This window comes from Devosia sp. MDV22-iso42 (assembly GCF_058629155.1).
The window spans coordinates 262,983-289,045 of the sequence record NZ_JBZVWR010000012.1; the positions used below are offsets into that span (position 1 = coordinate 262,983).

Annotated in this window: 28 protein-coding genes; 19 read left to right on the plus strand and 9 right to left on the minus strand. The window is 64.0% G+C overall.

Annotation, left to right across the window (positions count from 1 at the left end; genetic code table 11):
- The first annotated feature begins 25 nt into the window (after positions 1-25).
- The 8 genes from dnaG (at position 26) to queF (ending at position 6,143) form a co-directional block, all read left to right on the plus strand.
- Positions 26-1,960: a DNA primase gene (gene dnaG, locus AC4NN3_RS16165; RefSeq protein WP_491928113.1), complete on the plus strand. Its 1,935-nt coding sequence runs from the start codon at positions 26-28 to the stop codon at positions 1,958-1,960.
- A gap of 182 nt (positions 1,961-2,142) precedes the next feature.
- A complete protein-coding gene (gene rpoD / locus AC4NN3_RS16170) occupies positions 2,143-4,212 on the plus strand; it encodes an RNA polymerase sigma factor RpoD (protein ID WP_491928114.1) in 2,070 nt (689 codons plus the stop codon).
- Between the two features lie 7 nt (positions 4,213-4,219).
- Positions 4,220-4,483 carry a DUF4160 domain-containing protein gene (locus AC4NN3_RS16175; RefSeq protein WP_491928115.1) on the plus strand — a complete coding sequence of 88 codons (264 nt, stop codon included), beginning with the start codon at positions 4,220-4,222 and terminating at the stop codon, positions 4,481-4,483.
- A 41-nt stretch (positions 4,484-4,524) separates the two neighbouring features.
- Entirely contained in the window at positions 4,525-4,767 is a 243-nt protein-coding gene (locus AC4NN3_RS16180) for a DUF2442 domain-containing protein (RefSeq protein WP_491928116.1), read from the plus strand.
- Positions 4,764-5,072, plus strand: a complete 309-nt coding sequence (locus AC4NN3_RS16185) for a DUF2442 domain-containing protein (RefSeq protein WP_491928117.1) — start codon at positions 4,764-4,766, stop codon at positions 5,070-5,072. Before AC4NN3_RS16180 ends, AC4NN3_RS16185 begins: the two co-directional genes overlap by 4 nt.
- A 23-nt stretch (positions 5,073-5,095) precedes the next feature.
- A complete protein-coding gene (locus AC4NN3_RS16190; RefSeq protein ID WP_491928118.1) occupies positions 5,096-5,386 on the plus strand; it encodes an HlyU family transcriptional regulator in 291 nt (96 codons plus the stop codon).
- 87 nt (positions 5,387-5,473) lie between these two features.
- The gene (locus AC4NN3_RS16195; RefSeq protein ID WP_491928119.1) at positions 5,474-5,695 is read left to right on the plus strand and encodes a hypothetical protein; all 222 of its coding nucleotides are present in this window, start codon (positions 5,474-5,476) and stop codon (positions 5,693-5,695) included.
- Position 5,696: 1 nt separating this feature from the next.
- Positions 5,697-6,143: a preQ(1) synthase gene (gene queF / locus AC4NN3_RS16200; RefSeq protein WP_491928120.1), complete on the plus strand. Its 447-nt coding sequence runs from the start codon at positions 5,697-5,699 to the stop codon at positions 6,141-6,143.
- On the opposite strand, the gene AC4NN3_RS16205 is transcribed toward queF, so the two are convergent.
- The 3 genes from AC4NN3_RS16205 to AC4NN3_RS16215 all read right to left on the minus strand — a co-directional run bounded on the left by AC4NN3_RS16205 (position 6,140) and on the right by AC4NN3_RS16215 (position 8,523).
- Positions 6,140-7,180 (minus strand): LLM class flavin-dependent oxidoreductase, encoded by a 1,041-nt coding sequence (locus AC4NN3_RS16205; RefSeq protein WP_491928121.1) that lies wholly within the window; start codon positions 7,178-7,180, stop codon positions 6,140-6,142. The two genes, queF and AC4NN3_RS16205, sit on opposite strands and share 4 nt — an antisense overlap.
- A gap of 103 nt (positions 7,181-7,283) precedes the next feature.
- A complete protein-coding gene (locus AC4NN3_RS16210) occupies positions 7,284-7,979 on the minus strand; it encodes a tellurite resistance TerB family protein (protein ID WP_491928122.1) in 696 nt (231 codons plus the stop codon).
- A gap of 166 nt (positions 7,980-8,145) precedes the next feature.
- Positions 8,146-8,523: a hypothetical protein gene (locus AC4NN3_RS16215; RefSeq protein WP_491928123.1), complete on the minus strand. Its 378-nt coding sequence runs from the start codon at positions 8,521-8,523 to the stop codon at positions 8,146-8,148.
- Between the two features lie 25 nt (positions 8,524-8,548).
- Between AC4NN3_RS16215 and AC4NN3_RS16220 the strand changes: the two genes are divergently transcribed.
- Positions 8,549-8,776 carry a hypothetical protein gene (locus AC4NN3_RS16220; protein ID WP_491928124.1) on the plus strand — a complete coding sequence of 76 codons (228 nt, stop codon included), beginning with the start codon at positions 8,549-8,551 and terminating at the stop codon, positions 8,774-8,776.
- A 32-nt stretch (positions 8,777-8,808) separates the two neighbouring features.
- Here the strand turns inward: AC4NN3_RS16220 and AC4NN3_RS16225 are convergent, their stop codons facing one another.
- Positions 8,809-10,956, minus strand: a complete 2,148-nt coding sequence (locus AC4NN3_RS16225) for an OmpA family protein (RefSeq protein ID WP_491928125.1) — start codon at positions 10,954-10,956, stop codon at positions 8,809-8,811.
- A gap of 296 nt (positions 10,957-11,252) precedes the next feature.
- Between AC4NN3_RS16225 and AC4NN3_RS16230 the strand changes: the two genes are divergently transcribed.
- On the plus strand, positions 11,253-11,675 hold the full coding sequence (locus AC4NN3_RS16230) for a secondary thiamine-phosphate synthase enzyme YjbQ (RefSeq protein ID WP_491928126.1): 423 nt from the start codon (positions 11,253-11,255) through the stop codon (positions 11,673-11,675).
- Positions 11,675-12,499 (plus strand): sulfite exporter TauE/SafE family protein, encoded by an 825-nt coding sequence (locus AC4NN3_RS16235; RefSeq protein ID WP_491928127.1) that lies wholly within the window; start codon positions 11,675-11,677, stop codon positions 12,497-12,499. Before AC4NN3_RS16230 ends, AC4NN3_RS16235 begins: the two co-directional genes overlap by 1 nt.
- An 82-nt stretch (positions 12,500-12,581) precedes the next feature.
- Here the strand turns inward: AC4NN3_RS16235 and AC4NN3_RS16240 are convergent, their stop codons facing one another.
- Positions 12,582-13,301 (minus strand): SIMPL domain-containing protein, encoded by a 720-nt coding sequence (locus tag AC4NN3_RS16240; RefSeq protein ID WP_491928128.1) that lies wholly within the window; start codon positions 13,299-13,301, stop codon positions 12,582-12,584.
- 204 nt (positions 13,302-13,505) lie between these two features.
- Between AC4NN3_RS16240 and AC4NN3_RS16245 the strand changes: the two genes are divergently transcribed.
- Together AC4NN3_RS16245 and AC4NN3_RS16250 are read left to right on the plus strand one after the other, a co-directional pair.
- Positions 13,506-14,657 (plus strand): fumarylacetoacetate hydrolase family protein, encoded by a 1,152-nt coding sequence (locus AC4NN3_RS16245; protein WP_491928129.1) that lies wholly within the window; start codon positions 13,506-13,508, stop codon positions 14,655-14,657.
- Positions 14,658-14,821: 164 nt separating this feature from the next.
- Positions 14,822-16,261, plus strand: a complete 1,440-nt coding sequence (locus AC4NN3_RS16250) for an aldehyde dehydrogenase family protein (protein WP_491928130.1) — start codon at positions 14,822-14,824, stop codon at positions 16,259-16,261.
- Between the two features lie 58 nt (positions 16,262-16,319).
- Here the strand turns inward: AC4NN3_RS16250 and AC4NN3_RS16255 are convergent, their stop codons facing one another.
- Positions 16,320-17,522 (minus strand): aminotransferase-like domain-containing protein, encoded by a 1,203-nt coding sequence (locus tag AC4NN3_RS16255; RefSeq protein ID WP_491928131.1) that lies wholly within the window; start codon positions 17,520-17,522, stop codon positions 16,320-16,322.
- A gap of 198 nt (positions 17,523-17,720) precedes the next feature.
- On the opposite strand from AC4NN3_RS16255, the gene AC4NN3_RS16260 reads away from it, so the two are divergent.
- The 3 genes from AC4NN3_RS16260 to AC4NN3_RS16270 all read left to right on the plus strand — a co-directional run bounded on the left by AC4NN3_RS16260 (position 17,721) and on the right by AC4NN3_RS16270 (position 19,932).
- Positions 17,721-18,128, plus strand: a complete 408-nt coding sequence (locus tag AC4NN3_RS16260; RefSeq protein WP_491928132.1) for a rhodanese-like domain-containing protein — start codon at positions 17,721-17,723, stop codon at positions 18,126-18,128.
- A 143-nt stretch (positions 18,129-18,271) separates the two neighbouring features.
- Positions 18,272-19,597, plus strand: coding sequence for an aminotransferase-like domain-containing protein (locus tag AC4NN3_RS16265; RefSeq protein ID WP_491928133.1), 1,326 nt, complete (start codon positions 18,272-18,274; stop codon positions 19,595-19,597).
- Between the two features lie 125 nt (positions 19,598-19,722).
- The gene (locus AC4NN3_RS16270; RefSeq protein WP_491928134.1) at positions 19,723-19,932 is read left to right on the plus strand and encodes a YMGG-like glycine zipper-containing protein; all 210 of its coding nucleotides are present in this window, start codon (positions 19,723-19,725) and stop codon (positions 19,930-19,932) included.
- A 163-nt stretch (positions 19,933-20,095) separates the two neighbouring features.
- Here the strand turns inward: AC4NN3_RS16270 and AC4NN3_RS16275 are convergent, their stop codons facing one another.
- From AC4NN3_RS16275 to AC4NN3_RS16285, 3 genes are read right to left on the minus strand one after another with little or no spacing between them, the layout of a single operon-like run.
- Positions 20,096-21,118, minus strand: a complete 1,023-nt coding sequence (locus AC4NN3_RS16275; protein ID WP_491928135.1) for a glycoside hydrolase family protein — start codon at positions 21,116-21,118, stop codon at positions 20,096-20,098.
- Positions 21,105-21,992, minus strand: coding sequence for a hypothetical protein (locus tag AC4NN3_RS16280; RefSeq protein WP_491928136.1), 888 nt, complete (start codon positions 21,990-21,992; stop codon positions 21,105-21,107). The genes AC4NN3_RS16275 and AC4NN3_RS16280 overlap by 14 nt, the downstream gene beginning before the upstream one ends.
- 2 nt (positions 21,993-21,994) lie before the next feature.
- Positions 21,995-22,567, minus strand: coding sequence for a hypothetical protein (locus tag AC4NN3_RS16285; protein ID WP_491928137.1), 573 nt, complete (start codon positions 22,565-22,567; stop codon positions 21,995-21,997).
- 367 nt (positions 22,568-22,934) lie between these two features.
- On the opposite strand from AC4NN3_RS16285, the gene AC4NN3_RS16290 reads away from it, so the two are divergent.
- Genes AC4NN3_RS16290 through AC4NN3_RS16300 form a run of 3 tightly spaced genes read left to right on the plus strand, consistent with a single transcriptional unit; the run spans position 22,935 to position 25,938 of the window.
- Positions 22,935-24,101 carry an ROK family transcriptional regulator gene (locus tag AC4NN3_RS16290; protein WP_491928138.1) on the plus strand — a complete coding sequence of 389 codons (1,167 nt, stop codon included), beginning with the start codon at positions 22,935-22,937 and terminating at the stop codon, positions 24,099-24,101.
- A complete protein-coding gene (locus AC4NN3_RS16295; RefSeq protein WP_491928139.1) occupies positions 24,098-24,901 on the plus strand; it encodes an ATP-binding cassette domain-containing protein in 804 nt (267 codons plus the stop codon). The genes AC4NN3_RS16290 and AC4NN3_RS16295 overlap by 4 nt, the downstream gene beginning before the upstream one ends.
- Positions 24,902-24,906: 5 nt before the next feature.
- Complete coding sequence (locus AC4NN3_RS16300) at positions 24,907-25,938, plus strand: sugar ABC transporter substrate-binding protein (protein WP_491928159.1); 1,032 nt, start codon at positions 24,907-24,909, stop codon at positions 25,936-25,938.
- Positions 25,939-26,063: the final 125 nt, after the last annotated feature.

A 26,063-nucleotide genomic window follows, 5' to 3' on the forward strand; every position in this document is an offset into this window, starting at 1 on the left:
CGGCGGTCTGCGCTTATCTAGGGGCATGCGCTTTTCCGATCAATTCCTGGACGAGATCCGTCAACGCCTGCCGATAACGCAGGTGGTGGGTCAGCACGTCATGTGGGACAAGCGCAAGAGCCAGCCGGCCAAGGGCGACATGTGGGCCTGCTGCCCGTTCCATGGCGAGAAGAGCCCGAGCTTTCATGCCGATGACCGGCGCGGCATCTATCATTGCTTTGGCTGCGGCGTATCGGGGGACCACTTCAAGTTCCTGACCGAAAAGACCGGGATGAGCTTTCCTGAGGCGGTCGAACGGCTGGCGGAAATGGCCGGCGTGCCGATGCCGGCGCGCGACGAGCGGCAGGAGCAGCGGGCGGCCGAGCGCAAGAGCCTGACCGATGTCATGGAGCTGGCGACCAAATATTTCGAGGCCGCGCTCAGCCACAATATCGGGGCGCGGGCGCGCGGCTATCTGCTCGAGCGCGGCGTCTCGGCGCAGAGCCAGGCGCGGTTCCGCATCGGCTTTGCGCCGGACAGCCGCAACGGGCTCAAAGAGCATCTGGCGGCCAATGGCGTCTCGGCCCAGGACATGATCGATACCGGCATGGTGGCGGTGCGCGAGAACGACCCGTTGCCCTATGACCGGTTCCGCAACCGCGTGATGTTCCCGATCATGGATTTCCGCGGCAAGGTGATCGCCTTTGGCGGGCGGGCGCTGTCGGCCGATGTGCCGGCCAAGTATCTCAACTCGCCCGAGACTGAACTCTTCCACAAGCGACAGACGCTCTATAACGGGCAGGGGGCGCGGCAGGCGGCCCATGACGGCAGCACGATCGTGGTGGTGGAAGGCTATCTCGACGTTATTGCTGCGGTGGCAGCAGGCTTTGAGGGCACGGTGGCGCCGCTGGGCACCGCGCTGACCGAGGAGCAACTGCAATTGCTGTGGCGGATGAGCCCGGACCCGATCCTGTGCTTTGACGGCGACAAGGCGGGCCTCAAGGCGGCCGAGCGCTCGGCCGACATGGTGCTGCCCCATCTCAAGCCGGGCTATACCGTGCGGATCGCGACGCTGCCCGAGGGGCAGGATCCGGATGACCTGATCAAGGCGCAGGGGCGGGCGGCCTTTGCCGATGTGCTGGACCGGGCGCGAAGCCTGTCGGACATGATCTGGAGCATGGAGACGGGCGGGCTGGTGCCGGAGACGCCCGAGGCGCGGGCGGCATTGCAGGCGCGTCTGCGCGAGCGGAGCAATTCGATCCAGGACTCGTCGGTCAAGTTCCACTATGCCCAGGCCTTCGACGAGAAGCTGCGGGCCTTTCTGGCGCCGGTGCGGCAGAGCCGGTTCGAGCCGCGCAATGGCCAGCAGCGCTATGGCCAGAGCGGCGCCTATGGCTATCCGCGCGGCGGCACGCCCCGGCTGGTGGTGTCGGACACGCTGCGCAATTCGCGGCTGCTCAAGCCAGGCGCCCTGGCGGACGCCACGCCGCGCGAAGCGGCCATCATTCTCAGCCTCGTCAATCACCCCGCTCTGGTGGAGGACAGTTTCGAGAATCTGGCCCATCTCGACTTCGAAACGCCGGCGGCGCAAAAAGTGATGAGCGAGATCCTCAGCCTCGTTGTGCGGCATCACGATATCTCGGCGGACGACCTGCGGGCGGCGCTGGGCGCCCGTGGCCATGGCCCGGCGATCGCCCGGATGGCCGATGTGCTGATGCGCCAAGGGGTCTGGCAGATCGCTTCGGAGATCGCCCTGGCCGATGCCCAGACCGGATTGAGTCATGCCCTGGCCTTGCATAACAAGAAAGTTCAGCTAAATAGGGAGCTGAAAGCAGCCGAAGCAGCGCTGGGCGAAGACCCGAGCGAAGAAACCTTTGAAAGGCTGCGAGACATCAAGAACCAGATTACCACTGTGGATGGCACAGAGGCATTGATCGAAGGCTTTGGTTCGTTATCGGGGCGCGCGACACGCAGTTTTTAGGGATTTTCTCTAAAAGCGGGCGCGTACGCGCGATTTCGCATATGATCATGCGAGATGTTCGAGACGGACCGGGTGGCTGCTGGCGTAACGCCTGAGTGACCAAACCTTTACCTTGCTTTGAGGAGTCACCACTTAAAGCCTTATTCGGACCCGGGCGCTGACGGGTTTCGACGGAGTACCAGATGGCCACCAAGGCAGCTACCAAGACCACCAAGGACAACGAGAAGCCGGAATCCGGCGCCCCAGAGGCGACGAACGACAGCCCGTTGCTCGACATTTCCGATGCCGCCGTCAAAAAGCTCATCAAGGTCGCCAAAAAGCGCGGCTATGTGACGTATGAAGAGCTCAATGCCGTGATGCCCTCGGACGAGGTCAGCTCCGAGCAGATCGAAGACTTCATGAGCATGTTCTCGGACATGGGCATCAATGTCGTCGATGAAGACGAGGTCGAAGAGACCGAAGTCGAAAAGGACGAGGAAGACCAAGGCCAGGAAGTGGCCCCGGCCACCGGCACCGCCGTCGCCAATACGTCCAACGCCAAATCGGGTTCGGACCGGACCGACGATCCGGTGCGGATGTATCTGCGCGAAATGGGTTCGGTGGAACTGCTCAGCCGCGAGGGCGAGATCGCCATCGCCAAGCGCATCGAGGCCGGTCGCGAGACCATGATCGAGGGCCTGTGTGAGTCGCCGCTGACCTTCCAGGCCATCATCATCTGGCGCGACCAGCTCGCCGAGGGCGAGATCCTGCTGCGCGACATTATTGACCTCGAAGCCACCTATGCCGGTCCGGACGCCAAGCAGGCGGCACCGGCGCCCGACATGGCCAGCCTGATCGCGCCCAAGACGGTCGAGAGCGCCGCCGAGCGGATCAAGGCACAGCCGCGCCGTGCCGCGCCGTCGACCGGCGAAGACGGCGACTACGTGCCTGACGAGCCGCAGGCGCCGCAGGACCCGGCGCCCGATGACGACGATGACGAGTTCGAGAATGCGCTGTCGCTGTCGGCGATGGAAGCCGAGCTCAAGCCGCAGGTCGTGGAAACCTTCGACCGCATCGCCACCGCCTATGGTAAGATGCGCCAGATCCAGGACCGCCATGCACAGGACCTGAGCGCGACGGTGAGCGATGCCGATCGCAAGAAGATCGACGGGTTCCGCGCCGAGGTGATTGCCGACGTCAAGTCGCTGTCGCTCAACAATGGCCGTATCGAGAACCTGGTCGAGCAGCTTTACGACATCAACAAGCGCCTGGTGAAGCTTGAGGGTCGCCTGCTGCGTCTGGCCGAGAGCTATGGCGTCAAGCGCGAGAAGTTTCTCGAGAGCTATTACGGCCAGGAAGTGAACCCGGCCTGGGAAGCCAATCTGGCCGAGTTCGACGGCAAGGGCTGGGGCGAATTCGCCCGGCGCGAAGCCGACACGATCCGCGAAATCCGTGGCGACGTGGCGACGCTGGCGACCGAAGCCGGGCTCAATATCGGCGAATACCGCCGCATCGTGCACAAGGTGCAAAAGGGCGAGCGGGAAGCGGCCATCGCCAAGAAGGAAATGGTCGAGGCCAACCTCCGCCTGGTGATCTCGATTGCCAAGAAATACACCAATCGCGGCTTGCAGTTCCTCGATCTGATCCAGGAAGGCAATATCGGGCTGATGAAGGCGGTCGACAAGTTCGAGTATCGCCGTGGCTACAAGTTCTCGACCTATGCGACGTGGTGGATCCGCCAGGCGATCACGCGCTCGATCGCCGATCAGGCGCGCACCATCCGTATTCCGGTGCACATGATCGAGACGATCAACAAGATCGTGCGCACCAGCCGGCAGATGCTGCACGAAATCGGCCGCGAACCGACGCCCGAGGAGCTCAGCGAAAAGCTGCAGATGCCCCTGGACAAGGTGCGCAAGGTGCTCAAGATCGCCAAGGAGCCGATCAGCCTCGAGACGCCGATCGGCGATGAGGAAGATTCCAACCTGGGCGATTTCATCCAGGACGTGAACGCGATCCAACCGATCGATGCAGCCATCCAGAGCAATCTGCGCGAAACCACGACGCGGGTACTGGCCTCGTTGACGCCACGCGAGGAACGCGTGCTGCGCATGCGCTTCGGCATCGGCATGAACACCGATCACACGCTTGAAGAAGTGGGCCAGCAGTTCTCGGTGACGCGCGAGCGCATCCGGCAGATCGAAGCCAAGGCACTGCGCAAGCTCAAGCATCCGAGCCGGAGCCGGAAACTGCGGAGTTTCCTCGACAACTAGGGCATGGATGATGCCGACGATCTCACGATTTTATGGCATCGTCATTCTCATGTACTGGAACGACCATGCGCCACCGCACTTTCATGCCCTGTATGGCGAGGATGAGGGGATTGTCGCTCTCGACAGTCTGGCGCTCATTCGCGGACATCTTCCCAATCGGGCACTGAACATGGTGGTCGAATGGGCGGAACAGCACCGTCAGGAACTGGAAGAGGATTGGGAACTATGCCGATCTCGTCAAATGCCAAACAAGATCGCTCCGCTGGGATAGAAGCTGCGCTCAAGCCTGCCATTCCCTGGCATGTCGTTGCAGTGCAACCTGCACCCGATTACACGTTCGCGGTGGAATTCGCCGATGGCGTGCGGGGAACTGTCCGCATGGCCGGCATGATCCATGCCGATGACGCCGGCGTGTTCGAGGCGCTGCGCGATGTTGCGCTCTTCATGCAGGCTTTCGTCAGCGATTATGGCGCCGTTACCTGGCCCGGCGAACTCGACCTTGCACCGGACGCAATGTATGACGAGATTCGTGCCAAAGGCGAATGGGTGCTGTGAGCGCAGAAACAGGCATCAAGCCACCCCGACTTAAAGTGACGGCGATCCGGGCGATCGTGCCGTTCAAGCTGGTGGTGACGTTTTCCGACGAGTCTTCGGGCACGTTCGACGCCGCCGGCATGCTCGGGGAACGGGGCGAAGGCACCGAACCCTTGCGGGACCGGCGGTTTTTTGGTTCGGTCGAACTGGCCAATGGCGTGCCGACCTGGCCGAACCACTTTGATATCTCGCCAGCCTGGCTGCGCGAGGAAATGGAAAAACGCGGCGAGCTGCGGCTGCCGCTGCCGGTACGGCGCAGACGCTGACCGACACAAGAGGAGACGTGCCCATGTCGTTCTGGAAAACCCTGTTTGGTGGTGGCGCCGATACGAGCGCGCCGGCAGGCGACAAGGTGATGGGTGAGGAAAGCTACAAGGGCTTTCTCATCAAGGCGATCGAGATGAAGGCGGGCAGCGAGCTGCAGCTGGCCGGCACGATCGAGAAAGAGATTGGCGGGGAGCTCAAGAGCTACCGCTTCGTGCGGGCTGACCGCATGAGTTCGCGCGATGACGTGACTGCCCTGGCGCTGTCCAAGGGCAAGCAGATCATTGACGAGCAGGGCGAGAAGATCTTCAGCTAGTTCGACCGACACAGATATTGACGCAGACTGGCGCCGGCGGACCGCAAGGGTTCGCGCGGCTGGTCTGCCATACAGGAGAATAGACCCATGGCCAGAAAACCAACCGCCCGTAGTGAATTCGTGATGTTCGACGTGTTCTATGTCGATGGCAGCCAGCGCTCCAACCGCAAGGTTGACGGCAACCTGCTGGGCGGGCTGGACGGCGACGAGCCGGCCAAGGCGGCTATCGAAGAGCAGGATCGGGTGATCTCGGAAAAGTCCGGCCTGCCGCCGCTCGAGATCAAGTCGATCAAGCGCTCGGGCAAGTAGCATGAGCGACCTGCAGTTGGGGCGCGCCGTGGAAGCCGCGGCGCAGCCGGAAGACGCCGTGCTCGATCCGGTGCCCAATCCGCATCCGGACATCAACTATGTCGCGCGCTATGTAGCGCCGGAGTTCACCTCGCTCTGCCCGGTGACCGGGCAGCCCGATTTTGCTCATCTGGTGATCGACTATATCCCCGACCAGCTGCTGGTAGAATCCAAGTCGCTCAAGCTCTACCTGACCTCATTCCGCAATCATGGCGCCTTCCATGAAGGCTGCACCATCGACATTGCCAAGAAGATCATTGCCACCATTGCGCCGCGCTGGCTGCGCATTGGCGGCTACTGGTATCCGCGCGGCGGCATCCCGATCGATGTGTTCTTCCAGACGGGGCCAGCGCCCGAGGGCGTCTGGATCCCCGACCAGGGCGTGGCGCCCTATCGCGGGCGGGGCTAGCCCGCCAGCGCCTTGTCAACAGCCGGCTTAACCACGGTGCCATAGAGCTCGATGGCTTTCATCACCTTGTCATGCGGCAGGGTGCCGACGCTGAGCTGCAGGCCGAAGCGGTCATGCTTGAACCATTCATGCTGGCGCAGGATCTTGTCGATGATCTCCTGCGGCGACCCCATGAAATAGGCGCCGTCCGGCGTTGTTGCAGCGTCGAACTGGCCCCGCGTGGTTGGGGGCCAGCCGCGCTCCTTGCCGATGCGGTTCATCGCTTCGCTATGGGCGGGATAGGCGAGGTCGCGGGCGTCCTGGCTGTCGGCGGCGATGAAACCATGCGAGCTGATACCCACCGGCAGGGTCTTGGGGTCGCGGCCGACCTTGGTGGCGGTTTCGCGGTAGAAATCGACCAGCGGGGCAAACTGGCGCGGCTGGCCGCCAATGATGGCGATCATCAGCGGCAGGCCATGAAAGGCGGCGCGGGCCACCGAATTGGGCGTGCCGCCCACGGCGATCCAGAGCGGGATGGGCTGCTGTACCGGCGCCGGATAGACGGCAATGCCGGGGATGGGCCTGGTGTGCTCGCCGCCTTGCCAGGTCACCTTTCCGCCCTCGCGCAGCTTGAGCAGCATGTCGAGCTTTTCCTCGAACAGGCTGTCATAGTCATTGAGGTCGAGGCCGAAGAGCGGAAAGCTCTCGATGAAGGAGCCGCGGCCGGCCATGATCTCGGCGCGGCCATTGCTCAGATTGTCCAGCGTGGCGAATTGTTGCCAGACGCGGATCGGATCTTCCGAGCTCAGCACGGTCACGGCGGTCGAGAGGCGGATGGATTTGGTCCGGGCGGCTGCGGCAGCCAGGATGGTCACCGGCGCAGAGGCGACGAAGTCGGGCCGGTGATGCTCACCCAGGCCATAGAAGTCCAGCCCGAGCTGATCGGCCAGCTCGATCTCTTCCAGCAGGTCACGCAGCCGTTCGGCCGGGCTCTGCAGTGTCCCGCCATTGAGTGGGTCGGCGGTGTTTTCCGCGAAGGAGTAAAGTCCGAGTTCCATCTGGGTCGCTCCTGGTTGGGTGACAGATGGACCGGGCGGGGCGGCCGATCAAGAACGCACATGGGTGTAACCGCGCGCCGGACAGGCGCGCGGCAGGGGTGGCTCAGACGTTGCTGGCCGAGGGGGTATAGGCGAAGGGGGCCGGGGGCGCCTGGGCCGGCTCGGGCGCCTTTTCGCCGGCTGCCTTGTGGATCTCGCCGACCAAAGCCGGGTCAAGCTTGAGCTTGCTGGCCAGCGCATCGAGATAGGCTCGCTCAGCGGCGGTGTCGGCCGAAATGGCGACCAGCGAGGCGGCGTAGATTTCGGTGGCATGGGCCGGCGTATCGGCGCGGGCGACTACGGCATTGATATCGAGAGGCGAGGAGAGCTCGTCGAAGACCCAGGCCTTTTCCTCGGAGGACAGGTTCATCGATTCAAGCTTGCCGAAAATGGCATCCTTTTCGTCGGCATCGATGCGGCCATCGGCCTTGGCGGCGGCGATCATGGCGCGCACCAGGGTTTTGCCGAGTTCTTCCTGGCCGGCCGTGTCGCCAGCGGCAGGAATGAAGGCGTCGCGCGCGGGGGCTGGGGCGGCGGTGGGGGCGCCCTGCTGGTTGTTCTGATAATTCTGCCAGGCATTGTAGGCGAGGCCGCCAACGGCCGCCACGGCGCCGATCTTGACGGCATTGCCGGCCAGCTTGCCCAGGCCGCCACCGCTCAGCAGCATGCCCGCAGCCATGCCGGCAGCGCCGGTCATGGCGGTGCGCTGGGTATTGGGGTCGGTCTGGAGGGCTTTGAGGATCTGGTCGATGTTGAACATGGGGGCTCCCTTGCTGGTTGTCTGGTGAGATGGGTAGCCTGGGGGACTGGCGCAAGGCAGCGCATGCCGCCATTCGCAGGATAGCGGACAAAAGAAGACCCCGGTGGGGCGACCGGGGCCTTCGTCGTCGTCCCGGCGGGGGGGCCGAGACTTCTTTGACAGCAGTTTACTGGGCGGGGGCAGCGGGAGTGGCTGCGGGGGCCTCAGTGGTCGTGCTGGTTGCGGGGGCGGCCGGCGCTGCAGCAGCAGGCTCAGCGGCCGGCGCCGTTTCGGTCATTGGCGCCACCTCAGCCGGAGCTGCCGGCGCTTCGGTCATTGGAGCAGGAGCGAGGGCTGGATCAGCCGGTGCTTCAACCGCTGGAGCGGTATTGACGTCAACCGTGGTGCTCGGGCCCGAATTGGCCGAGAAAACGAGATAGCCGATGGCCAGCAGTGCCAGCACAACGATGATACCGACAAACCAGCCCGTGCCATTGCTTTCCCGGGTGTAGACGGTGCGGTTCCCATCCTTGGAATAGATGGTGTCGCGTTCTTGGGTAGCCATGATGGTGATCCTTTGTTGGAAACCTATGGCAGAAGAACGCGGGGTTTTTGGTTTTGTTCCGGCTTTGCTCATTGTCGATGACATTATTTTTACCGGAGTATTTCGTTTGTTAAATCAGAGATTTAGACAAGTGATTTGGGCGCCGCCGCGTGGGCCGTTATCGTGCCGCAAGGCCATTTGCCGTGGTTTTGACATGTTTGCCACCCGCGGTTCCGCCAAACGGGCCGAACAACGAAAAAAGGCCGGGCACTAGGCCCGGCCTCCTGATGGCTGATCGTGGTCGCGTTACTGTGCGGCGACGGTGATCAGCGGGGTAATACGGCGGATCGTAACCCGACGGTTCTCGCGTTCACCCGCTTCGGTGCGGATCTTGAGGTAGCGCTCGCCATAGCCCTGGGTGGCCAGGTTCTCCGGCGGCACGCCGTAGAAGTCGGTGAGCAGGCGGGCAACAGTGGCAGCACGCGAGTCCGACAGCAGCAGGTTGGACGTGTCCGACCCGACCGCATCGGTGTGGCCTTCGATGAGGAAGGTTTCACCGGGATTGGTCGCGAGCAGCTGCAACATGGCATTGGCCACATTGGACAGGGTGCCTACCTGATCACGGCTGATGGTGGCCGCACCGGTATCGAAGGTCAGGCCGCCAACTTCAAGCTTGCGCACGCTGTCGCGGACACGAGCCGACCGCTTGACCTCGTCGATGGAGTAGAGGCGCGTGACCTGTTCCACCGGTGGCTGGCTGAAGAAGGTCTGGACCTGGCGTTCGTCGGCATAGGCCGCGTCGAGCACATAATCCTGCACGGGGATGTTGAGGCGCAGGGGCGGCAGGTCGAGACCCGGGTCACGCCAGCTGACGAGGCTGTCATAATACTGCTCGTCAAAGTTGGCCAAGACGTATTCGCGGCCGGAGGGGTCGAAGCGCGAGCGGCGCAGGACGTCGCCATTGCGGTTGCGCACGGTCACGATCTGGGTGCCATCGGGACGCGTGATGGTTTCACGGGTCCGGCCATTGCTCAGGTTTTCATAGAAGATCTCGTCTTCCTGGGCATTGTAGAACCGGTCCGTATCCAGGCCCACCGAATTGACGATGAGCTGGGTGCCGACCTGCAGGATCACCTGGGTGATGAGGTCGCCACCGCTGACGCTGGCAACAGGCGCCTGCTCAATAACCGTCACATTGTTCTGCTGACCGATATTGTTCTGCGTGTTGTTGGTGACGGTGGTGTTGTTGGTAATGTTGTTGATGTAGTTGTTGATGACGGTCTGGTTGACGGTGGTGTCTTCCGTCGCCGTCACTTCCGTGCCCTCTTCAGCGGCGAGCGAGACGGGCTCCTCGGCAGCAAAGGCACGGATCGCGTCCGACTGGGCAGCACTATCGGATTCCGGTGGTGCAACTTCTGCTTCAGCCGGCGCGGCTTCCACAGCCACTTCCGGATTGACGGCGCCGTCTACTGCCGGGGCGGCTTCGGAGTCCTTGGCGCTATCAAGAACAGGCGCAACCTGCTCCTGCGTCACGCCTTCAGGCAGGGTCTCGATCAGTTCGACGGGCTGGTCGGTCGGGGCAACAGGCGCGGTTTCCACGGCAGGATCAATTGCCGGATCGACCACTGCAGGGGCCACTTCCATATTGGGGACGACCGGCAGTTCGAGGCCATAATTGGCCAGGCAGGCGTTGACGTCGGGCATGCCAGCCTGGGCGCAGAGGTCGGCAATGGCCTGCTGGGCAGCGGCCATCTGGGTCTGAGCGGCGGCCGGATCGCCACCGGCCATCATGTCGGCAATGGCGGCGTTGTAGAGATCGACCTGAACCCGCAGCTCGGCAGAGATGTCCATGGCTGGCGCTTCAACCGGCGCGACTTCGGCAGCCGGGGCTTCAGGCACTACTTCTGGAGCGGCTTCAGGGGCCGGGGCAGCCTCTTCAGCAGCCGTTGCCGCAGCGGCAGCTTCTGCATCGGCAGCAGCCCGGGCTTCGGCAGCCTGAGCTTCACTTGCGGCCTGGGCCTCCGCATCAGCGGCAGCCTGAGCGGCAGCGGCGGCCTGAGCGTCGGCTGCGGCCTGCGCTTCCGCATCGGCTGCGGCCTGGGCGTCAGCGGCAGCCTGGGCGTCGGCAGCAGCCTGGGCGTCGGCAGCAGCCTGCGCTTCAGCGGCAGCAGCGGCAGCAGCGGCATCTGCATCTGATGCGGGCGCTTCCACCGGCGCGGCCTCAGGGGCCGGGGCGACTTCAGGAGCGGGAGCAGCCTCTGGTGCCGGAGCGGAGATCGCCGCAATACACTCGTCGATGCTGGCATAGCCAGCGACGATGCACAGTTCAGTCAGCGTTCCCTGGGCGGCCTCGAGGGCGGCGGCGTCACCGGATGCCTGGGCAGCGGCATAGGCCTGGTAGGCGGCCACGAGGTTGCCATCCTGGGCGCGGACGGAGAGCGGGAGCATGGCCATCAAGCCGATGCTGGTGCCAGTAAGGAGCCAGTTTCTAAGGCGCATTGTTTTTCCTTCATACGATGGGCGATTGGGCCAAGCATCGCGGCAGCACCCTGAACGCAGTCTGAACAGGTCTGAGGCGCCGTGATGTAGTGTGAAATCCCCGCAGGCCCAGAACGCCTGGGCCGGGGCATGGTTCCCACGCCTGCCCGGTGCATCACTGGCAGCCCGATGATGGCGCGAATGGGGCGACTGGACGGATTGGCAGGGGACTGCGCTAGTGGGCCAGCGATTCCCCATGCTAGGCCGGACAGATGCAACAAGCGATCGAAACCCTATCCATTTCCACCCAGGGGCAGGGGCTCTATGAGTTCACCGCCGCGGTGGAAAAATTCGTGGCCACTGCCGATGTCGAGACGGGGCTGCTGACCGTGTTTGTCCGGCATACCTCGTGCTCGCTGCTGATTCAGGAAAATGCCGATGCCGACGTCAAGACGGACCTGGAAGGGTTCTTCGCCCGGCTGGTGCCGGAGGGCATGGACTGGCTGGTCCATACGACCGAGGGGCCCGACGACATGCCCGGCCATATCAAGGCGGCGCTGACGCAGACCTCGATCGGCATCCCGATCAGCGAGGGCGTGCCGGTGTTCGGCACCTGGCAGGGGATCTATCTTTACGAGCACCGCAGCCGGCCGCATCGGCGCGACGTGGTGCTGCACCTGATTGGAGACAGGTAGTGGAGCTCATCGCGCAATACTGGCCCTTCGTGGCCGGGTTGATGGTGACAGGCGTGGTGTCGGGCATAGCCGCCGGGCTGCTGGGCATTGGCGGCGGGGCGATCATCGTGCCGGCTTTGGGCACGGCGCTGTCGGTGATGGGCTATGATTCCGATGTGGTCCAGCATGTGGCAGTGGGAACGTCGCTGGCCATCATCATCCCGACCGGAATTGTCAGCGCGCGCTCGCATTACAAGCGCGGGGCGCTCGACGTGGCGACGCTGCGGCTGTGGGTGCCGTTCATTGTGGCGGGCACCCTTATCGGTGGCCTGGTGGCGGGGTTCTTCTCCGGCGATGTGCTGCGCATGGTCTTTGCGGTGATGGCCTTCCTGATCGCGGCCAATATCGTCTTCGGCTTCCAGACCAAGGTGATGGGGCATCTGCACGGGTCGGCCGTGACGCATCGCATCTCGGCCAGCGTTGTGGGCTTCATCTCGGCGCTGATGGGCATTGGGGGAGGCTCGCTGAGCGTGCCGACGCTGGTGGCCTTCGGCGCCAGCATGCATGCGGCCGTGGGCACATCGGCGGCGATCGGGGTGGCGATAGCGGTGTCGGGGACGCTGGGCTTCGTGCTGTCAGGTTGGGGCGCGGCAGGCCTGCCGCCGCTCAGCTTGGGCTATGTCAACCTGGTGGCGCTGCTGCTGGTGGCCGTGCTGGCGGCGCTCTGTGCGCCGCTGGGCGCGGCGCTGGCACACCGGCTGAACCAGCAGACGCTGAAATATGTATTCGCCGCATTTCTGGTGCTGGTCGGGCTCAACATGGTCTGGAAAGTGCTGGCCGGCTGAAGAGGGTTGGTGGGGACGGTTGACTACGGCATACCGTCCGTCCCCACCGCCCAAGCCCCCTCAAGGAGGGGTATTGGAACGTTTATTTCTTGTCGTCAGCCAGTTCCCACTGCACGCTGACATTGATGGCAAAGCTCAATTCGCCTGCTTCGACCGGCACCTTGGCACTGTCTGCCATCTCGGCTCGAGCATACATGGGGTAGGGCTGGGGATCATTGAAGCCCTGCGTCTCGGAAATCGACACGATCTCGTCGAGCGCGCTGCCGGCAGCGGTGGCATAGAGCTGCGCCTTGGCTTCCGCGTCGGCAAAGGCGGCCTGGCGGGCCTTGTTGTAGAGCTCGCTCGGATCGGCGACCGAGAAGCTGACCCCGTTGACAGTGTTGGCGCCAACGGTCACCGACTGGTCGAGAATGGTGCCCAGGGTATCGAGCGCGCGCACCTTGACGATGACGGTATTGCTGACCTGATAGCCGTTGATCTTGGGCGGCAGGGTATAGCCGTTGGCATCGCGGTCTTCGGAATAGACATAGTTGGGATTGACCGAGAAACCGGAGGTCTGGATGTCGCGGGCTTCGATGCCGGTGCCCTTGAGGGCGGCGATCAGCTCGGCCATGGCGGCGGTATTGGCGTCGAGCGCCTCACGCGCGGTGGCGCCCTGGGTGGTGACGCCGGAGGTGACCATGGCCATGTCAGGCGCCGCTGCGACTTCGCCGCGCCCCTCGATGGAGATCGTGCCGGCATAGGCGGGCAGGGTCAGGCCGGCGAGCAGGGCAAAGGGAATGAGGGCAGTGAAGCGACGCATTGAAAAACTCCATCACAGGATTGGGCGACTAATCTGCAGCCAATGCGTCAGTAATGGGGCGGCGATGAACCTGAGTTGAACGGGGCTGTGGATGGGTGTTCACAATCGCCCGTGGCGCAAAAGTATGATTTATGACCAAGGTAGCGCTTGCACGCTTTGGTCCGGGTGCGGTAGTCACGGGGCCTAGTAGCGGGAGGCGGCAGGATGAGCGACGTGGACTATCCGGACGGCATTCTGGTAGGCCGCGCGCGCGTGCCGGGCCACAACCATCCGCGCATCGTGACGGTGCGCGACGGCAATGTGTTCGACATCACGGCGCCAGGCATGGCCACGGTGCGCGATATCGCCGAGAGCGGCCGGGCCGCTGAACATGTGCGAGACGCGACCGGTACAATTGTCGGTTCGGCCGAGACAATCCTGGCCAACAGCATGGCCGACAAGACCGATCTGAGCCAGCCGAGCCTGCTATCCCCCGTGGATCTGCAAGCCATCAAGGCATCGGGCGTCACCTTTGTCGTTTCCCTGCTCGAAAGAGTAATCGAGGAACAGGCCCGCGGGGACAAGTCGCGTGCTGATGCGCTGCGCAGCGAGATCCTGGCACTGATCGGCATGGACCTCAGCGAGTTGGTGCCGGGCTCGGAAACGGCCACCAAGGTCAAGGCGGCGCTGATCGCCAAGGGCGTGTGGAGCCAGTATCTGGAAGTCGGCATCGGCCCCGATGCCGAGATCTTCACCAAGGCCCAGCCGATGAGTTCGGTAGGTTACGGCGCCGAAGTGGGGCTGCATCCGAGCTCGAGCTGGAACAATCCGGAGCCCGAAGTGGCGTTGCTGGTGACCAGCACGGGCGAGATCATCGGCGCGACGCTGGGCAATGACGTCAATCTGCGCGACGTCGAGGGCCGTTCGGCCCTGCTGCTGGGCAAGGCCAAGGACAATAATGCCTCGGCGTCGCTGGGGCCGTTCGTGCGGCTGTTCGATGGCGATTTCACGCTGGACACCATCAAGCAGGCCGAGATTGCGCTGCGCGTGGAAGGCGAAGACGGCTTCGTGCTGGACGGGCATTCGTCGATGAACCAGATCTCGCGCACCCCGGAATCGCTGGTCGCGGCGACGGTGGGCCCGCATCACCAATATCCCGACGGGCTGGTGCTCTATCTGGGCACCATGTTTGCCCCGGTGCAGGATCGCGGCGGCGCCGGCATGGGCTTTACCCACAGACTGGGCGACATGGTCTCGATCTCGACACCGAGCCTGGGCACCCTATCTAACAGGGTGAACCTCTCCACCAAATGTCCGCCCTGGACCTATGGCGCCAGCCAGTTGCTGCGTGACCTGGCCAGGGCAAACCTTCTCTAGGTTGGGGCGCAAGTTAGGTGATGCCGGGCTGCAAACGCCAGCTTTCTGCGCTTCCGGTGCTCACGTACCAAACGTACGCTGCGCTCCGGTTCTCGAAATCCACCGTTTTCGCCTCGTCCTGACCTAACTATCACCACAACCTCCCTTACCCGAAAGGCATCACAATGGCTGAACTGCACAAGAACCTCATCAACGGGGAATGGGTTGGCGCGGACGGCGTCGAGAACATCAATCCCTCCAATATCAAGGACGTCGTGGGCGTCTATGCGCGGGCGACTGCCGAAGACACCAAGCAGGCGATCGCGGCCGCCAAGGCCGCCTTTCCGGCATGGTCGCGCTCGGGCATTCTCGAGCGCCATGCCATCCTCTCCAAGGCCAGCCAGGAAATCCTGGCCCGCAAGGCCGAGCTGGGTGAATTGCTGAGCCGGGAAGAGGGCAAGACCCTGCCCGAGGGCATTGGCGAAGTGACGCGCGCGGCGCAGATCTTCGACTTCTTTGCCGGCGAAGTGCTGCGGCTGGCGGGCGAAGTGCTGCCATCGGTTCGCCCCGGCGTGGGCGTGGAAATCACCCGCGAGCCCATCGGGGTGATCGGCATCATCACGCCGTGGAACTTCCCCATTGCCATTCCGACCTGGAAAATGGCGCCCGCCATTGCCTATGGCAATACGGTGGTGATCAAGCCGGCCGACCTGGTGCCGGGCTCGACCTGGGCGATCGTGGACATCCTGCATCGCGCCGGCCTGCCGCATGGCGTGGTCAACCTGGTGATGGGCAAGGGCTCGGTCGTCGGGCAGACCATGCTGGACAGCAAGGACGTCAATGCCATCAGCTTTACCGGCTCGGTGGGCACGGGCAAGCGCGTGGCGGCAGCCTCGATCGAGGTGGGCCGCAAGTTCCAGCTCGAAATGGGCGGCAAGAACCCGACCGTGGTGCTGGACGACGCCGATCTCAAGGTGGCTGTCGAGAGCGTGGCGCAGTCGGCCTTTTTCTCGACCGGGCAGCGCTGCACGGCCAGCTCGCGCGTCATCGTCACCGAGGGCATCCATGATGCCTTCGTCGATGCGCTGTGCGAACGCACCAAGAATCTGCGGGTCGGCGACGCGCTGGACAAGAATACGGAAATCGGCCCGGTGGTCGATCCCGGCCAGCTCAAGCAGGACATGGACTATATCGCCATCGGCCAGGCCGAAGGCGCGACGCTGCGCGTCGGCGGCAACCGGGTGAATGCCCCGACCGAGGGCTATTTCCTGCAGCCGACGCTGTTCACCGAAGCGACCAACCAGATGCGCATCAGCCGCGAAGAGATCTTCGGGCCGGTGGCCTCGGTCATTCGCGTCAAGAACTATGAGGAAGCGCTGGCCACGGCGAACGATACCGAATTCGGCCTCAGCGCCGGCATCGTCACCACCTCGCTCAAATATGCCACCCACTTCAAGCGCAATGCGGAAGCCGGCATGGTGATGGTCAATGTGCCGACGGCGGGCGTGGATTTCCACGTGCCGTTCGGCGGTCGCAAGGGCTCGAGCTATGGCTCGCGCGAGCAGGGCAAGTATGCCGCCGAGTTCTTCACGGTGGTCAAGACGGCCTACACCGCTGCCGGCTAAGGCGTTTTAGCAACAGGCATTTCAGACGGCCCATGGCGCAAGCCATGGGCCGTTTGTCTTAGTGGACGCTGACGGTGCGAGACAGGGACTGGCGGCCGAACAGGGCGCAGAGCTTGAAGATACCCAGCTCGATCTGCGCCTCGTCGCAGAGCGAAAAGCTCAGGCGCAGGCTGTTGCGGCCGCTGCCATCGGGAAAGAAGGCGGCGCCCGGGACAAAGGCGACGTCCTGGGCAATGGCCTGATCGAGCAGCGCGTCCGCGTCGACATGGGCGGGCAGGTCGAGCCAGATGAACATGCCGCCCTCGGGCTTTTCCCAATGCAGGCCGGGCGGGGCATAGCGCTGCAGCGCCGCCAGCATGGCGTCGCGCCTGGTGCGATAGACGCTGCGGATGGCGGCGATCTGGGCGTCGAGCCCGGCCAGGGCGACCTGGTGCATGACCAGCTGGTTGATGCTGGCGGTATGGAGGTCCGCACTCTGCTTGAGAAGGGTCAGCTTGCGGATCAGCGCGGCGGGGCCGCAGACCCAGCCGACGCGCAGGCCGGGCGACAAGGTCTTGGAAAAGCTGCCGCAATAGAGCGTGCGCATGGTCTCGATGCTGCCGGAGGCGGCGTCGAGCGCGGCGATGGCGGGCAGGGGTTCGCCGTCATAGCGCAGGGCGGTATAGGCGCCGTCCTCGACCACGATGGCGTTGAGGGCGCGGGCGGAGTCGAGCGCCTGCTGACGGGCGGCAAGGCCCATGGTCAGGCCGGTGGGGTTGGCGAAATCGGGGGTGAGATAGACCAGGCGCGGGGCATCGGCGCCGACCGGCTGGGGCGCGTCGAGGCCGGCAAAGCGAGCCTCATAGGCGGCAAAGGCCTGCAGCGCGCCCAGATAGGTGGGGCGGGCGGTGAGCACGGTGCTGCCCGGATCGATCAGCAATTTGCCAATCAGATCAAGCGCCTGCTGGGAGCCGGTGGTGACAAGGATATTGTCCGCGGTGGCCGGGACGCCGAGGGCCTGCATGTGCGCGGCCAGAAACTGGCGCAGCGGGGCATAGCCCTCGGTGGTGGAATATTGCAGCGCCTCGCGCGCGATCTGCGGCCCGCCAAAGGCGTGCAGGCAGGCGCGCTGGAACAGGCCGATATTGAACAGAGCCGGATCGGGAATGCCGCCGGCAAAGGAGATCATCGAGGGCTTGCCGACCAGCTTGAGCAGCTCGCGAATTTCCGACGCCTTGAGGCTCCGGGCGCGGCTGGAGAGGCGAAAATCGGGCTGGTCCATTTGTATCTTCCTCCGTCGATATGAATGATACAATCATCTTCATATTGTTATGTCAATCGTATTGACCTTGTTAGGCGGCGGGCATAAGAATCGCTGCCGTCGGGCGAGAATTGCCGGCCAGAGCGGTATCGATGCCGCGGAAATGCGGGATTGGTCCGATTATAGCAGCGCCCGCTGGGGCGGGGAAAAGGGGGCGTTATGAGTCTGGTGAGTGAATACAGGGCGGGATCGCCCGAGGTGGCGGTGGCGCATTTCAGCCAGCGGCTGGCGCTGGAGACCGACTGTGCCGATGTGCAGGCGTGCCTGAGCGCGGGCGATGTCGACTTCGTGCTGCTGCATGTGGTGGGGTCGGCGCAGGCCTTTGGCCGGCGGCATGTGCCCGGGGCGCTGCATCTGCCGCATCGGCAGATCACGGCCGAGCGGATGGCGGCCTGGCCAGACGAGACGCTGTTCGTGGTCTATTGCGCCGGGCCGCACTGCAATGGCGCCGACCAGGCGGCGCTCAAGCTGGCACGGCTGGGCCGACCGGTGAAGCTGATGATCGGCGGTCTGGCCGGCTGGGCGGATGAGGGCTTTGCCTTTAGCACCGCATTCGATGTGTCATGACCGTTGGCGCCAAAGTGTTAGCACACTGTTAACCTTGAGCGCAGCATGGGGCGCCCTGGTGAGAGCATGGACAGGGAAGGGCGCTTGCACAATACTGACATGCCATGAGTGATACAATTTCTGACGCTAAAGATACAATGCAGATGGCGGACACGGATCTGCCGGTGCATGAGCGGCTGGCCAGTGCCGTGGAGGCGGCGATTGCGGCCGGGCAGTTTCGCGCCGGCGAGCGCCTGCCGACGCATCGGCAACTGGCGCAGCAGTTCGCGGTATCGATCGGCAGCGTGACGCGGGCGATCGATGCGCTGAGCGCGCGCGGCGTAGTGCGGGGCGAGATCGGCCGCGGCACCTTCGTGCTGGAACAGGACAATGCCGACGATGGCGGCATGGTCGACCTGACCATCAATGCGCCGCCGCCGGTCATCGCGCTGGCGCGGCTCAACGCGGCCAGCCTGATCGCCAACCGCGGCGCACTGGCGCTGGCGCATGGCGGTTATGTCGACCCGAGCGGCACCGAACGGCAGCGCGCGGTGATTGCCGGCTGGATCAGCCAGACGCGGACGCAGCTGCGGGCCGAGGATATCCTGCTCTGCAATGGCGCGCAGCAGGGCCTGCACCTGGCCTTTGCCGTGCTGCAGCCACGCTCGCGCGTGATCCTGACCGAAAGGGCGACCTTTCCCGGCGCGCTGGCAGCGGCGGCCAATCTGGGCATGCGCATGGCGCCGGTCGCGGTGGATGGCGAGGGCATGCTGCCGGTGGCGCTGGACCAGGCGCTGACGGAAACCGGGGCCAAGATCATCTATACGACGCCGGTCTGCCAAAATCCGTTGGGCTTTGAGACCGGGCCGGCGCGGCGGCGCGAGATCGCGGCTTTGGCCGAGCGGCACGATGCCATGATCGTCGAGGACGACATCTACGGGATCTATGCGGCCAAGGGGCGGCTGACCTATCGCGAGCTGCTGCCCGAGCGGGTGATCTATGTAACCAGCCTCTCCAAAAGCGTGACGCCGCTGGTGCGCGAGGGGGTAATCGCGCCGCCACCGGCACTAATGGCGGCGGTGCGCAAGCGATTGCGGGCGGAATGCTGGGGCCTGCCGCCCTATATCGGCGAGCTGGCGGCCGCGATGATCGAGACCGGGCTGGCGGGCGAGGCGTCCAGCGTATTGCGGGTCGAGGCCAAGGAGCGGCTGGACCTGACGCGGCAGATGCTGGGCCTCGTCACCGTGCCGATGCCCGAGGGGGCGCCGCATGTCTGGCTGGCAATGGACCCGCTCAAGGCCGAGCAATTTGCCCGCCGCGCCAGCGAGGCCGGCGTGCGCATCACCCCGCCCTCGGCCACCCAGGTGGGCGATGCGCCGGTGGCGGGGGTGCGGCTGTGCATCATGGCGCCGCCGGTGCGGCCGATGCTGGTGCGGGCGCTGACCGTGCTGGCCGGAATATTGGGCAGCGACGAGGATGTGGTGGTCTAGCGGGGGGCGAAGTGGGCGCACAAGACGTGCTGCCAGGCGCGGCCGCCGGTGATCCACCATGCCGCCTTGGAATTGCCCGACGGCTCATCTAGATTCGACCGCAACCAAAACGAAGAGGAGCCACCATGAACAAGCTTGCCCCCATTGCCCTGATCCTGGTCAGCGCGCTGTCGATCTCTGCCTGCACCACAACACAACGGACGGTTTCGGGCGCGGCCATCGGTGGCGCCGGTGGCGCGCTGGTGGGCGGTGCCGTTGGCGGCTATGGCGGCGCCATTGTCGGCGGTGCCGGCGGTGCGGCGGCCGGTGCGCTACTGGCCAACAGCACGCGCTAGTCCAAAGCCATCCCATCGAGATGCCCCAGCGTTCGTCGTCTGGGGCATTTCCAATTGTGGCAGTGTGTCCCCGCCGACGGTCCTGGACCTTCCGCGTCCGGCAGGCGGCCTTGGGCGGAGACGGCACCCGCCGGCTCTGGTGACTCGGCTACCCGCACTGGTTTCACCAGTCGGCATTGTGACCGCGGGTGTCGACATGCACGAAGCTTGGATAGGTGCCAATGCCACCGGTAAAGGTGCCGTCGTTGCGCATCTGTCGAAGCGCTGCCGCCCAGTCGGCCGGACCTGAATTGGACTTGACGTAAAAGTCGATGGCCCTGAATTCCACGTGCTGGCTGGCCGCGGCGCCGGCGATGGCCTTGTTGTAAGCCGGGCTGCGATAGGCGCTGAGCGTGGTGATGGGCGCGCCCATGACATCGCGCAGCCGATCAATGACGCGCGCCGTGGCGTCGATATTGTTCCAGAGTTCGCGCGGCGGCTTGGTGTTCAGACCGAAGGCCGCGCTGTTTGGATTGGTTTGCTGGCTTCCCATTATGAGGAATTCATAAGGCTTGAAATTCTTCAGGCCAAGACTCTGGATATGGGACGAGAAGGCGGCGTCATAATCGCTCTCGGCTGTCGGGGCGGCCGGCGGTGTTCCCGAGGGTGGCATTCCCGCCGGCGGGGGGCTGACAGGCGGCGCGGCAGACGCATCATCATCCAGCCCGGTTGAGACGGTCATCTTGAGATTGCCCAAGGTCACTGCTTCGCTACGGAACAGGGCGCGCTCGGCGGCCCGGCGCTTGACGAGCCCGGCCAGTACGGTCTTGACGCCATTGATCGTGCCATAGACCCAGCGGGTGAACTCGTTGGAGGCACCCTCCATGTCACCGGCATTGAGCTTGCGCAGCAGGGTCGATTCCCGCAGGGCGCCATTGCCGACATTGAAGGCGAATGAGGTGAGTGCGGCGCGCTGATTGTCGTTCATGGCGACCTGCACCACGCTGGTGACAACGGCCTCGTGCTGCGCCAGATCGCTGACCAGGAGTTCCTCGGCACGCTGCTCGGAAATCACCTGGCCCACAAAGACGTCCTGTCCAGTGTGTCCATAGCCGATGGTCAATACGCCGACAGGGTCCACATAGGCGTTGAGATAGAGCCCCTCGAAATATTTGACGAGCCGAATGCCTTCATCATTGATTGCCATTTCTGATCTCCGAGATTGCGAACTTGCCAAGATTTGTCAGCGTGACGCTGTAGATCGCCCCCTGCTGGAAGGGACGGCGATCATTGCCCATTGCTATCGTGCGGACTTCGCCGAAGACATTGCCGCCCTGCGGAAAGGGGAATGTCATGAACTCGCCGCGCTCGAGCTCGAAAGCACTCATGATGCCGTCGATCTCGACGCCAACCGTCAATTTTGCGGAATAGTCGTTGTAGAGGCCGAAGGTGCGCTTGCCGACCTTGAAGTGATCCGGAAGCGACTTCACCACGATCACCTGGGCCGGTCTGGCCGGACAAGAGTTGCTGCTCATGCGGGGCGGTCTCAGCGCCTCCGGGATGTTGGGATCGTTGACGTCAAAGCCGTGCCCCAGATCGGGCAAGTAAAGGCCACCGCCAATGTCGGGCAGCGGGAACTGGTAGGGCGCCGCATTTTGCGGGGCGAACCCATCCGGACGGATGAGACCGTCCGCGTTGAAAGGCTGGTTTGCCATGCTGGCGAGAATGTCGGTTTCCTGCGGCGGAAACTGGAAGACCTGGACGTCGGCGGCGGTGGTCGGATCAAGGCCGAGGCCGCCGCCATCACCATCGCTGCGCAGAGATTCCAGTATCCAGGTCAGTTCGGGGGAGCGCAGCGGCGACTGCTGGTAATCGAGTTCCGGGAAGGCATCGTCTGGCGTGGGGCTGGCCAGATTCTCAAAGGTAAGGCTGCCCAGGGAGCCGAATTCCGGCATGGTTGGGGGCAGCGGATTTTCCGGCAGGAAGGTGGTGACGTCTTGCGCCAGCGCCATGCCGTGAACAGCCCCGATACAGCCAAGGGCGATGCCGAACAGGCGCAGAATGCGTGGCCACGCGGCCATGGTCAGCGCTCCTGTACCGGACCAGGGGTAATGGCGTTTTCCCTGGTCGGCTGAGCGGAACCCCCTCCGGTGCCGGTCTTGCCCGGTGAGACGGCGCCATCGGTGCTGGCGGCAGCCTTCGGCTCGCTTGCGCGGCCAAACAAGTAACCGGCAATGGTGCCCAACAATCCATAGACCGGCGCGGCCTGTTCGTTGGAGTACCCCGCCGAGATCAGGTAGAGCGCGGCGAAGACGATGACGACAAGAATGAGGGTGCGCGTAAATTCCGCGTTCAACCCGGTCTTCCAGCCGATGGCGACCAGCAGCGCCAGGGTAAAGACCATGAGCCCGGCCGTAATAGCGGAGAGCAGAACCATGAAATTGGCCTTGGCGGCGAACTCGGCGGCATCAAAGGTCGGCATGATGGCCACCTGTTCCAATTCGGGCGCCGTCGACGCTACCCTCTCCTGGCCCGGTTCTAGCTGGTTTTCCACCAGGACGGCGCCCACCTGCTGGCCATAGGCTGGCGCAACAACGCAGCAGACGCTTGAGAGAACGATAAGCAATGCGACAACAAAACTACGCACGTCGAGCATGGCATATGCTCCGTCCGGGTCGGATTGGTCCTGAATAGTACGGTTTTATTTGATAATTGTCAGTTCGGCAATATAGTTTGCGCTGGATTGAATCCAGCCTGCCGCATAAGTCTGCTGGTTGATCGCTGTGCAGTGCGCTGCATGTAAATCCATGTATTTATTGGCGTTTTAGATATGTCAACAAATTTGACCGAAGTCTAAGCAGGAATGAATTCTTTATCCAGACTATTGTCATAGCTTGCCGTCGAGTGCCAGGCAGGACGGTCCGCGGACTCTCTCGAATGCGATCAACGCCGGTGCTATTTTTGAATTCCAATTGACATAATAAATAGGCACTGCCAATCTCTGCCTATCGAGGGGGCAGAACATGGTTTTGCGCGGTACCAATCAGGAGCAGGCCCGGCCGTATAACCGGCGGATTGTGCTCGAATGCATCCGCAATGGCGGCCCGGCCACGCGCGGCGACATCGCCGCAAGGGTCGGGCTGACGGTGCAGACCGTCTCGACCATCGTGCGCGAACTCGAAGACCAGAATTACCTGCTGTCGGTGCGCGAGGCGCCCAAGGGTCGCGGCCTGCCGCCGACGACGCTGCGCCTCAATCCGGATGGCGGCTATGCCGTGGGCATTTCCATCACGCCGCTGGGCGTCGAGGCGGCGCTGATGAACCTGGCCGGCGACATGCTGGGCAGTGCGGCGCGCAGCCATGCCCATGCCAGCCCGCACGAAGCCTTTGCCCTGATCGGCGAACTGGTGGCCGAGATGCGGGCGCTGCGGCAGGACGGGCGGATCCTGGGGGTAGGGCTGGCCATGCCGGGCCCGTTCGACGTGCAATCGATGAGCTTTGTCGGACCGACGACGCTGGACGGCTGGGCTGGGGTGCCGGTGCGGGCGCGGCTCGAAGAGGTGAGCAAGCTGCCCGCCTTCATCGCCGCCGATACGGTGGCGGCGGCGCTCGGCGTGCGGCTCTATGGCGAGGGCGCCGGGATCGGGCAGTTCTACTACCTGCATTTCGGCGTCGGCCTGGGCGGCACGATGATGCAGGACGGCGTGCCGGTGCGCGGCGCCTGGGGCAATGCCGGCGAAATTGGCCATATTCCGCTGATGCCGGGCGGGCGGCTCTGTCCCTGCGGCAATGCGGGGTGTCTCGAGCGCTACCTGTCGCTGGACGCGTTCAGCAACCGGCGGGACGGCCAGAGCCAGGCCGAGTGGGTGGAAGAGGTCACGCCGATCTTTCACAGCGCCATTCAGACCATCGAAAACCTGTTCGACCCGCAGGCCGTGGTGCTGGGCGGCATCGCGCCGGGCGAGCTGATCACCGCGCTGGTGGCGACAACCGCGGTTTTGCCCAGCTCGATTTCCGCCCGCTATGACCGCACCACGCCGCGGGTCATCGCCTCGACCGGCCGCCAGTCGGTGATGCGCGGCGCGGCGGCCCTGGCTGTCTCCGGTGTCCTGTCACCCCGGCAGGAGATCACATCTTCCCCCGATCGCGCGCAGAAACGCGATCCGTTTTCGAATGGACTGGCAGCATGAGCGAGCCCCTTCTCGTCCTCGACAATATCACCAAGAATTACGGGGCCGTGCAGGCCTTGCGCGGTGTGTCCTTTTCCATTGCCAAGGGCGAGGTCATTGCCCTGCTGGGCGACAATGGCGCCGGCAAATCCACGCTGGTCAAGATCATCTCGGGCGGGCTCGACGCCAGTTCGGGCGACATGAGCTTTGAAGGCAGACCCTTCGCGCCGAAATCGCCGTCGGAGGCCAAGGCGGCCGGGATCGAGACGGTCTATCAGGACCTCTCGCTCTGCACCAATGTCGACGTCGTCGCCAATTTCTTCATGGGGCGCGAGCTGACGCGATCGATCATGGGCATCAAGGTGCTCGACGAGGCGCGCATGGAAGAGCAGGTGGCCAAGGCCATGGCCACGGCCGGTACGCGCATTCCCTCGCTGCGCAGCAAGGTGGAGCACCTGTCGGGCGGCCAGCGCCAGGCCATCGAGCTCAACCGCTTCGTGCATTGGGGCGGCAAGCTGGTGCTGCTGGACGAACCCTTTGCGGCGCTGGGCGTGGAGCAGACCAAGCGCGGGCTGGAGATGATCCGGCAGGTGGCGGCGCAGGGCATCGGGGTGGTGATCATCACCCATATCATGCAGCAGGCCTTCCAGGTGGCGGACCGCATGGTGGTCATCCGCCAGGGCGTGGTGGCGGGCGATGTGCCGACCAAACAGACAAACGCGGACGCAGTGATCGGCATGATCACGGGCGAAACCCTCACCGGTGCCGGACCGGTAGGGGGCGCGACGGAGGGATCCGGTGCACAGGAGCGAAACGAATGAAGCACATGGTGCAATGGGGCATGGTTCTGCTGGCCGGCGCAGCCGGGATGGTGAACCCGGCTTTTTCGCAGGAAAAGGGAACCGTCTATTACATGGTCCCGACCCTGCTCGACGAATTCCAGACCGGTTCGGTCAGCGCGCTCGAAATGTTCCTCGAGCAGGTCGGCTACGAGATGACGACGCTCAATGCCGACAACAAGACCGATCTGCAGCAGAGCCAGATGAATGACGTGATCACGCTGGCGCCCAAGGCGATCATCCTGGCGGCGGTGGACTTCAATGCGCTGGCGCCATCGGTGGAGGCGGCGCGCGCCGCCGGCATTCCGGTGATCCAATTCGACCGCCAGATCTCCTCGACCATGTCGGACTTCACCTCGGTGGCCGGGACGGTCGAGATCGGCTATGTGGCGGCCGAGCAGGTGGAACGCCTGCTGACCGAGAAGAACGGCTCGGTCAAGGGCAAGGTGCTGCAGGTGCTGGGCGACCCCGGCGACCCCTATACGCTCGATATCCAGAAGGGCTTTGAGGAAAAGATGGCGGCCTTCCCCGAGGTCACCATCATCAGCCAGCCCGCCATGATGTGGGAAGCCAGCAATGCCGGGACCATCGTTTCCGACCAGCTGCTGGCCAATCCGGACATCGATATCGTGTTCAGCCATGCCGCCCATCTGTCGGTGGCCGCCGTGGCATCGCTGGAAGCAGCCGGCAAGCAGCCCGGCGACGTCTATGTGATGAGCTCGAACGGGGCGCCGGTGGCGCTGCAGATGATCCGCGACGGCTGGATGCAGGTGGAAGTGGAGCAGCCGCTCTATGCCCAGGCTGCTGCCGTGGCCATGTTCATGGACAAGATCGTGGCCAAGCAGCCGATCGAGCCGGGCGAATATGACGTGCTCGGCCTCAAATCGGTGGTGACCAATGAAGAATGGGGCCCGACCATCAAGATCCCGGGCGCCGCGATCACCCCGGACAATGTCGACGACGCCGCCTTCTGGGGCAATCTGCAGCCGCCCACCGCAGCCGTGACGCCGGTTCCCTAGAGCTTTTCACACTTTGCCTGACTCAGGGCCCTTGTGCTTCCCTCCCCTTGAAGGGAGGGACCGAGGGAGGGGGGCCTGGGAATGACCACGAAGCGACCCCCACCCCGACCCTCCCCTCAAGGGGG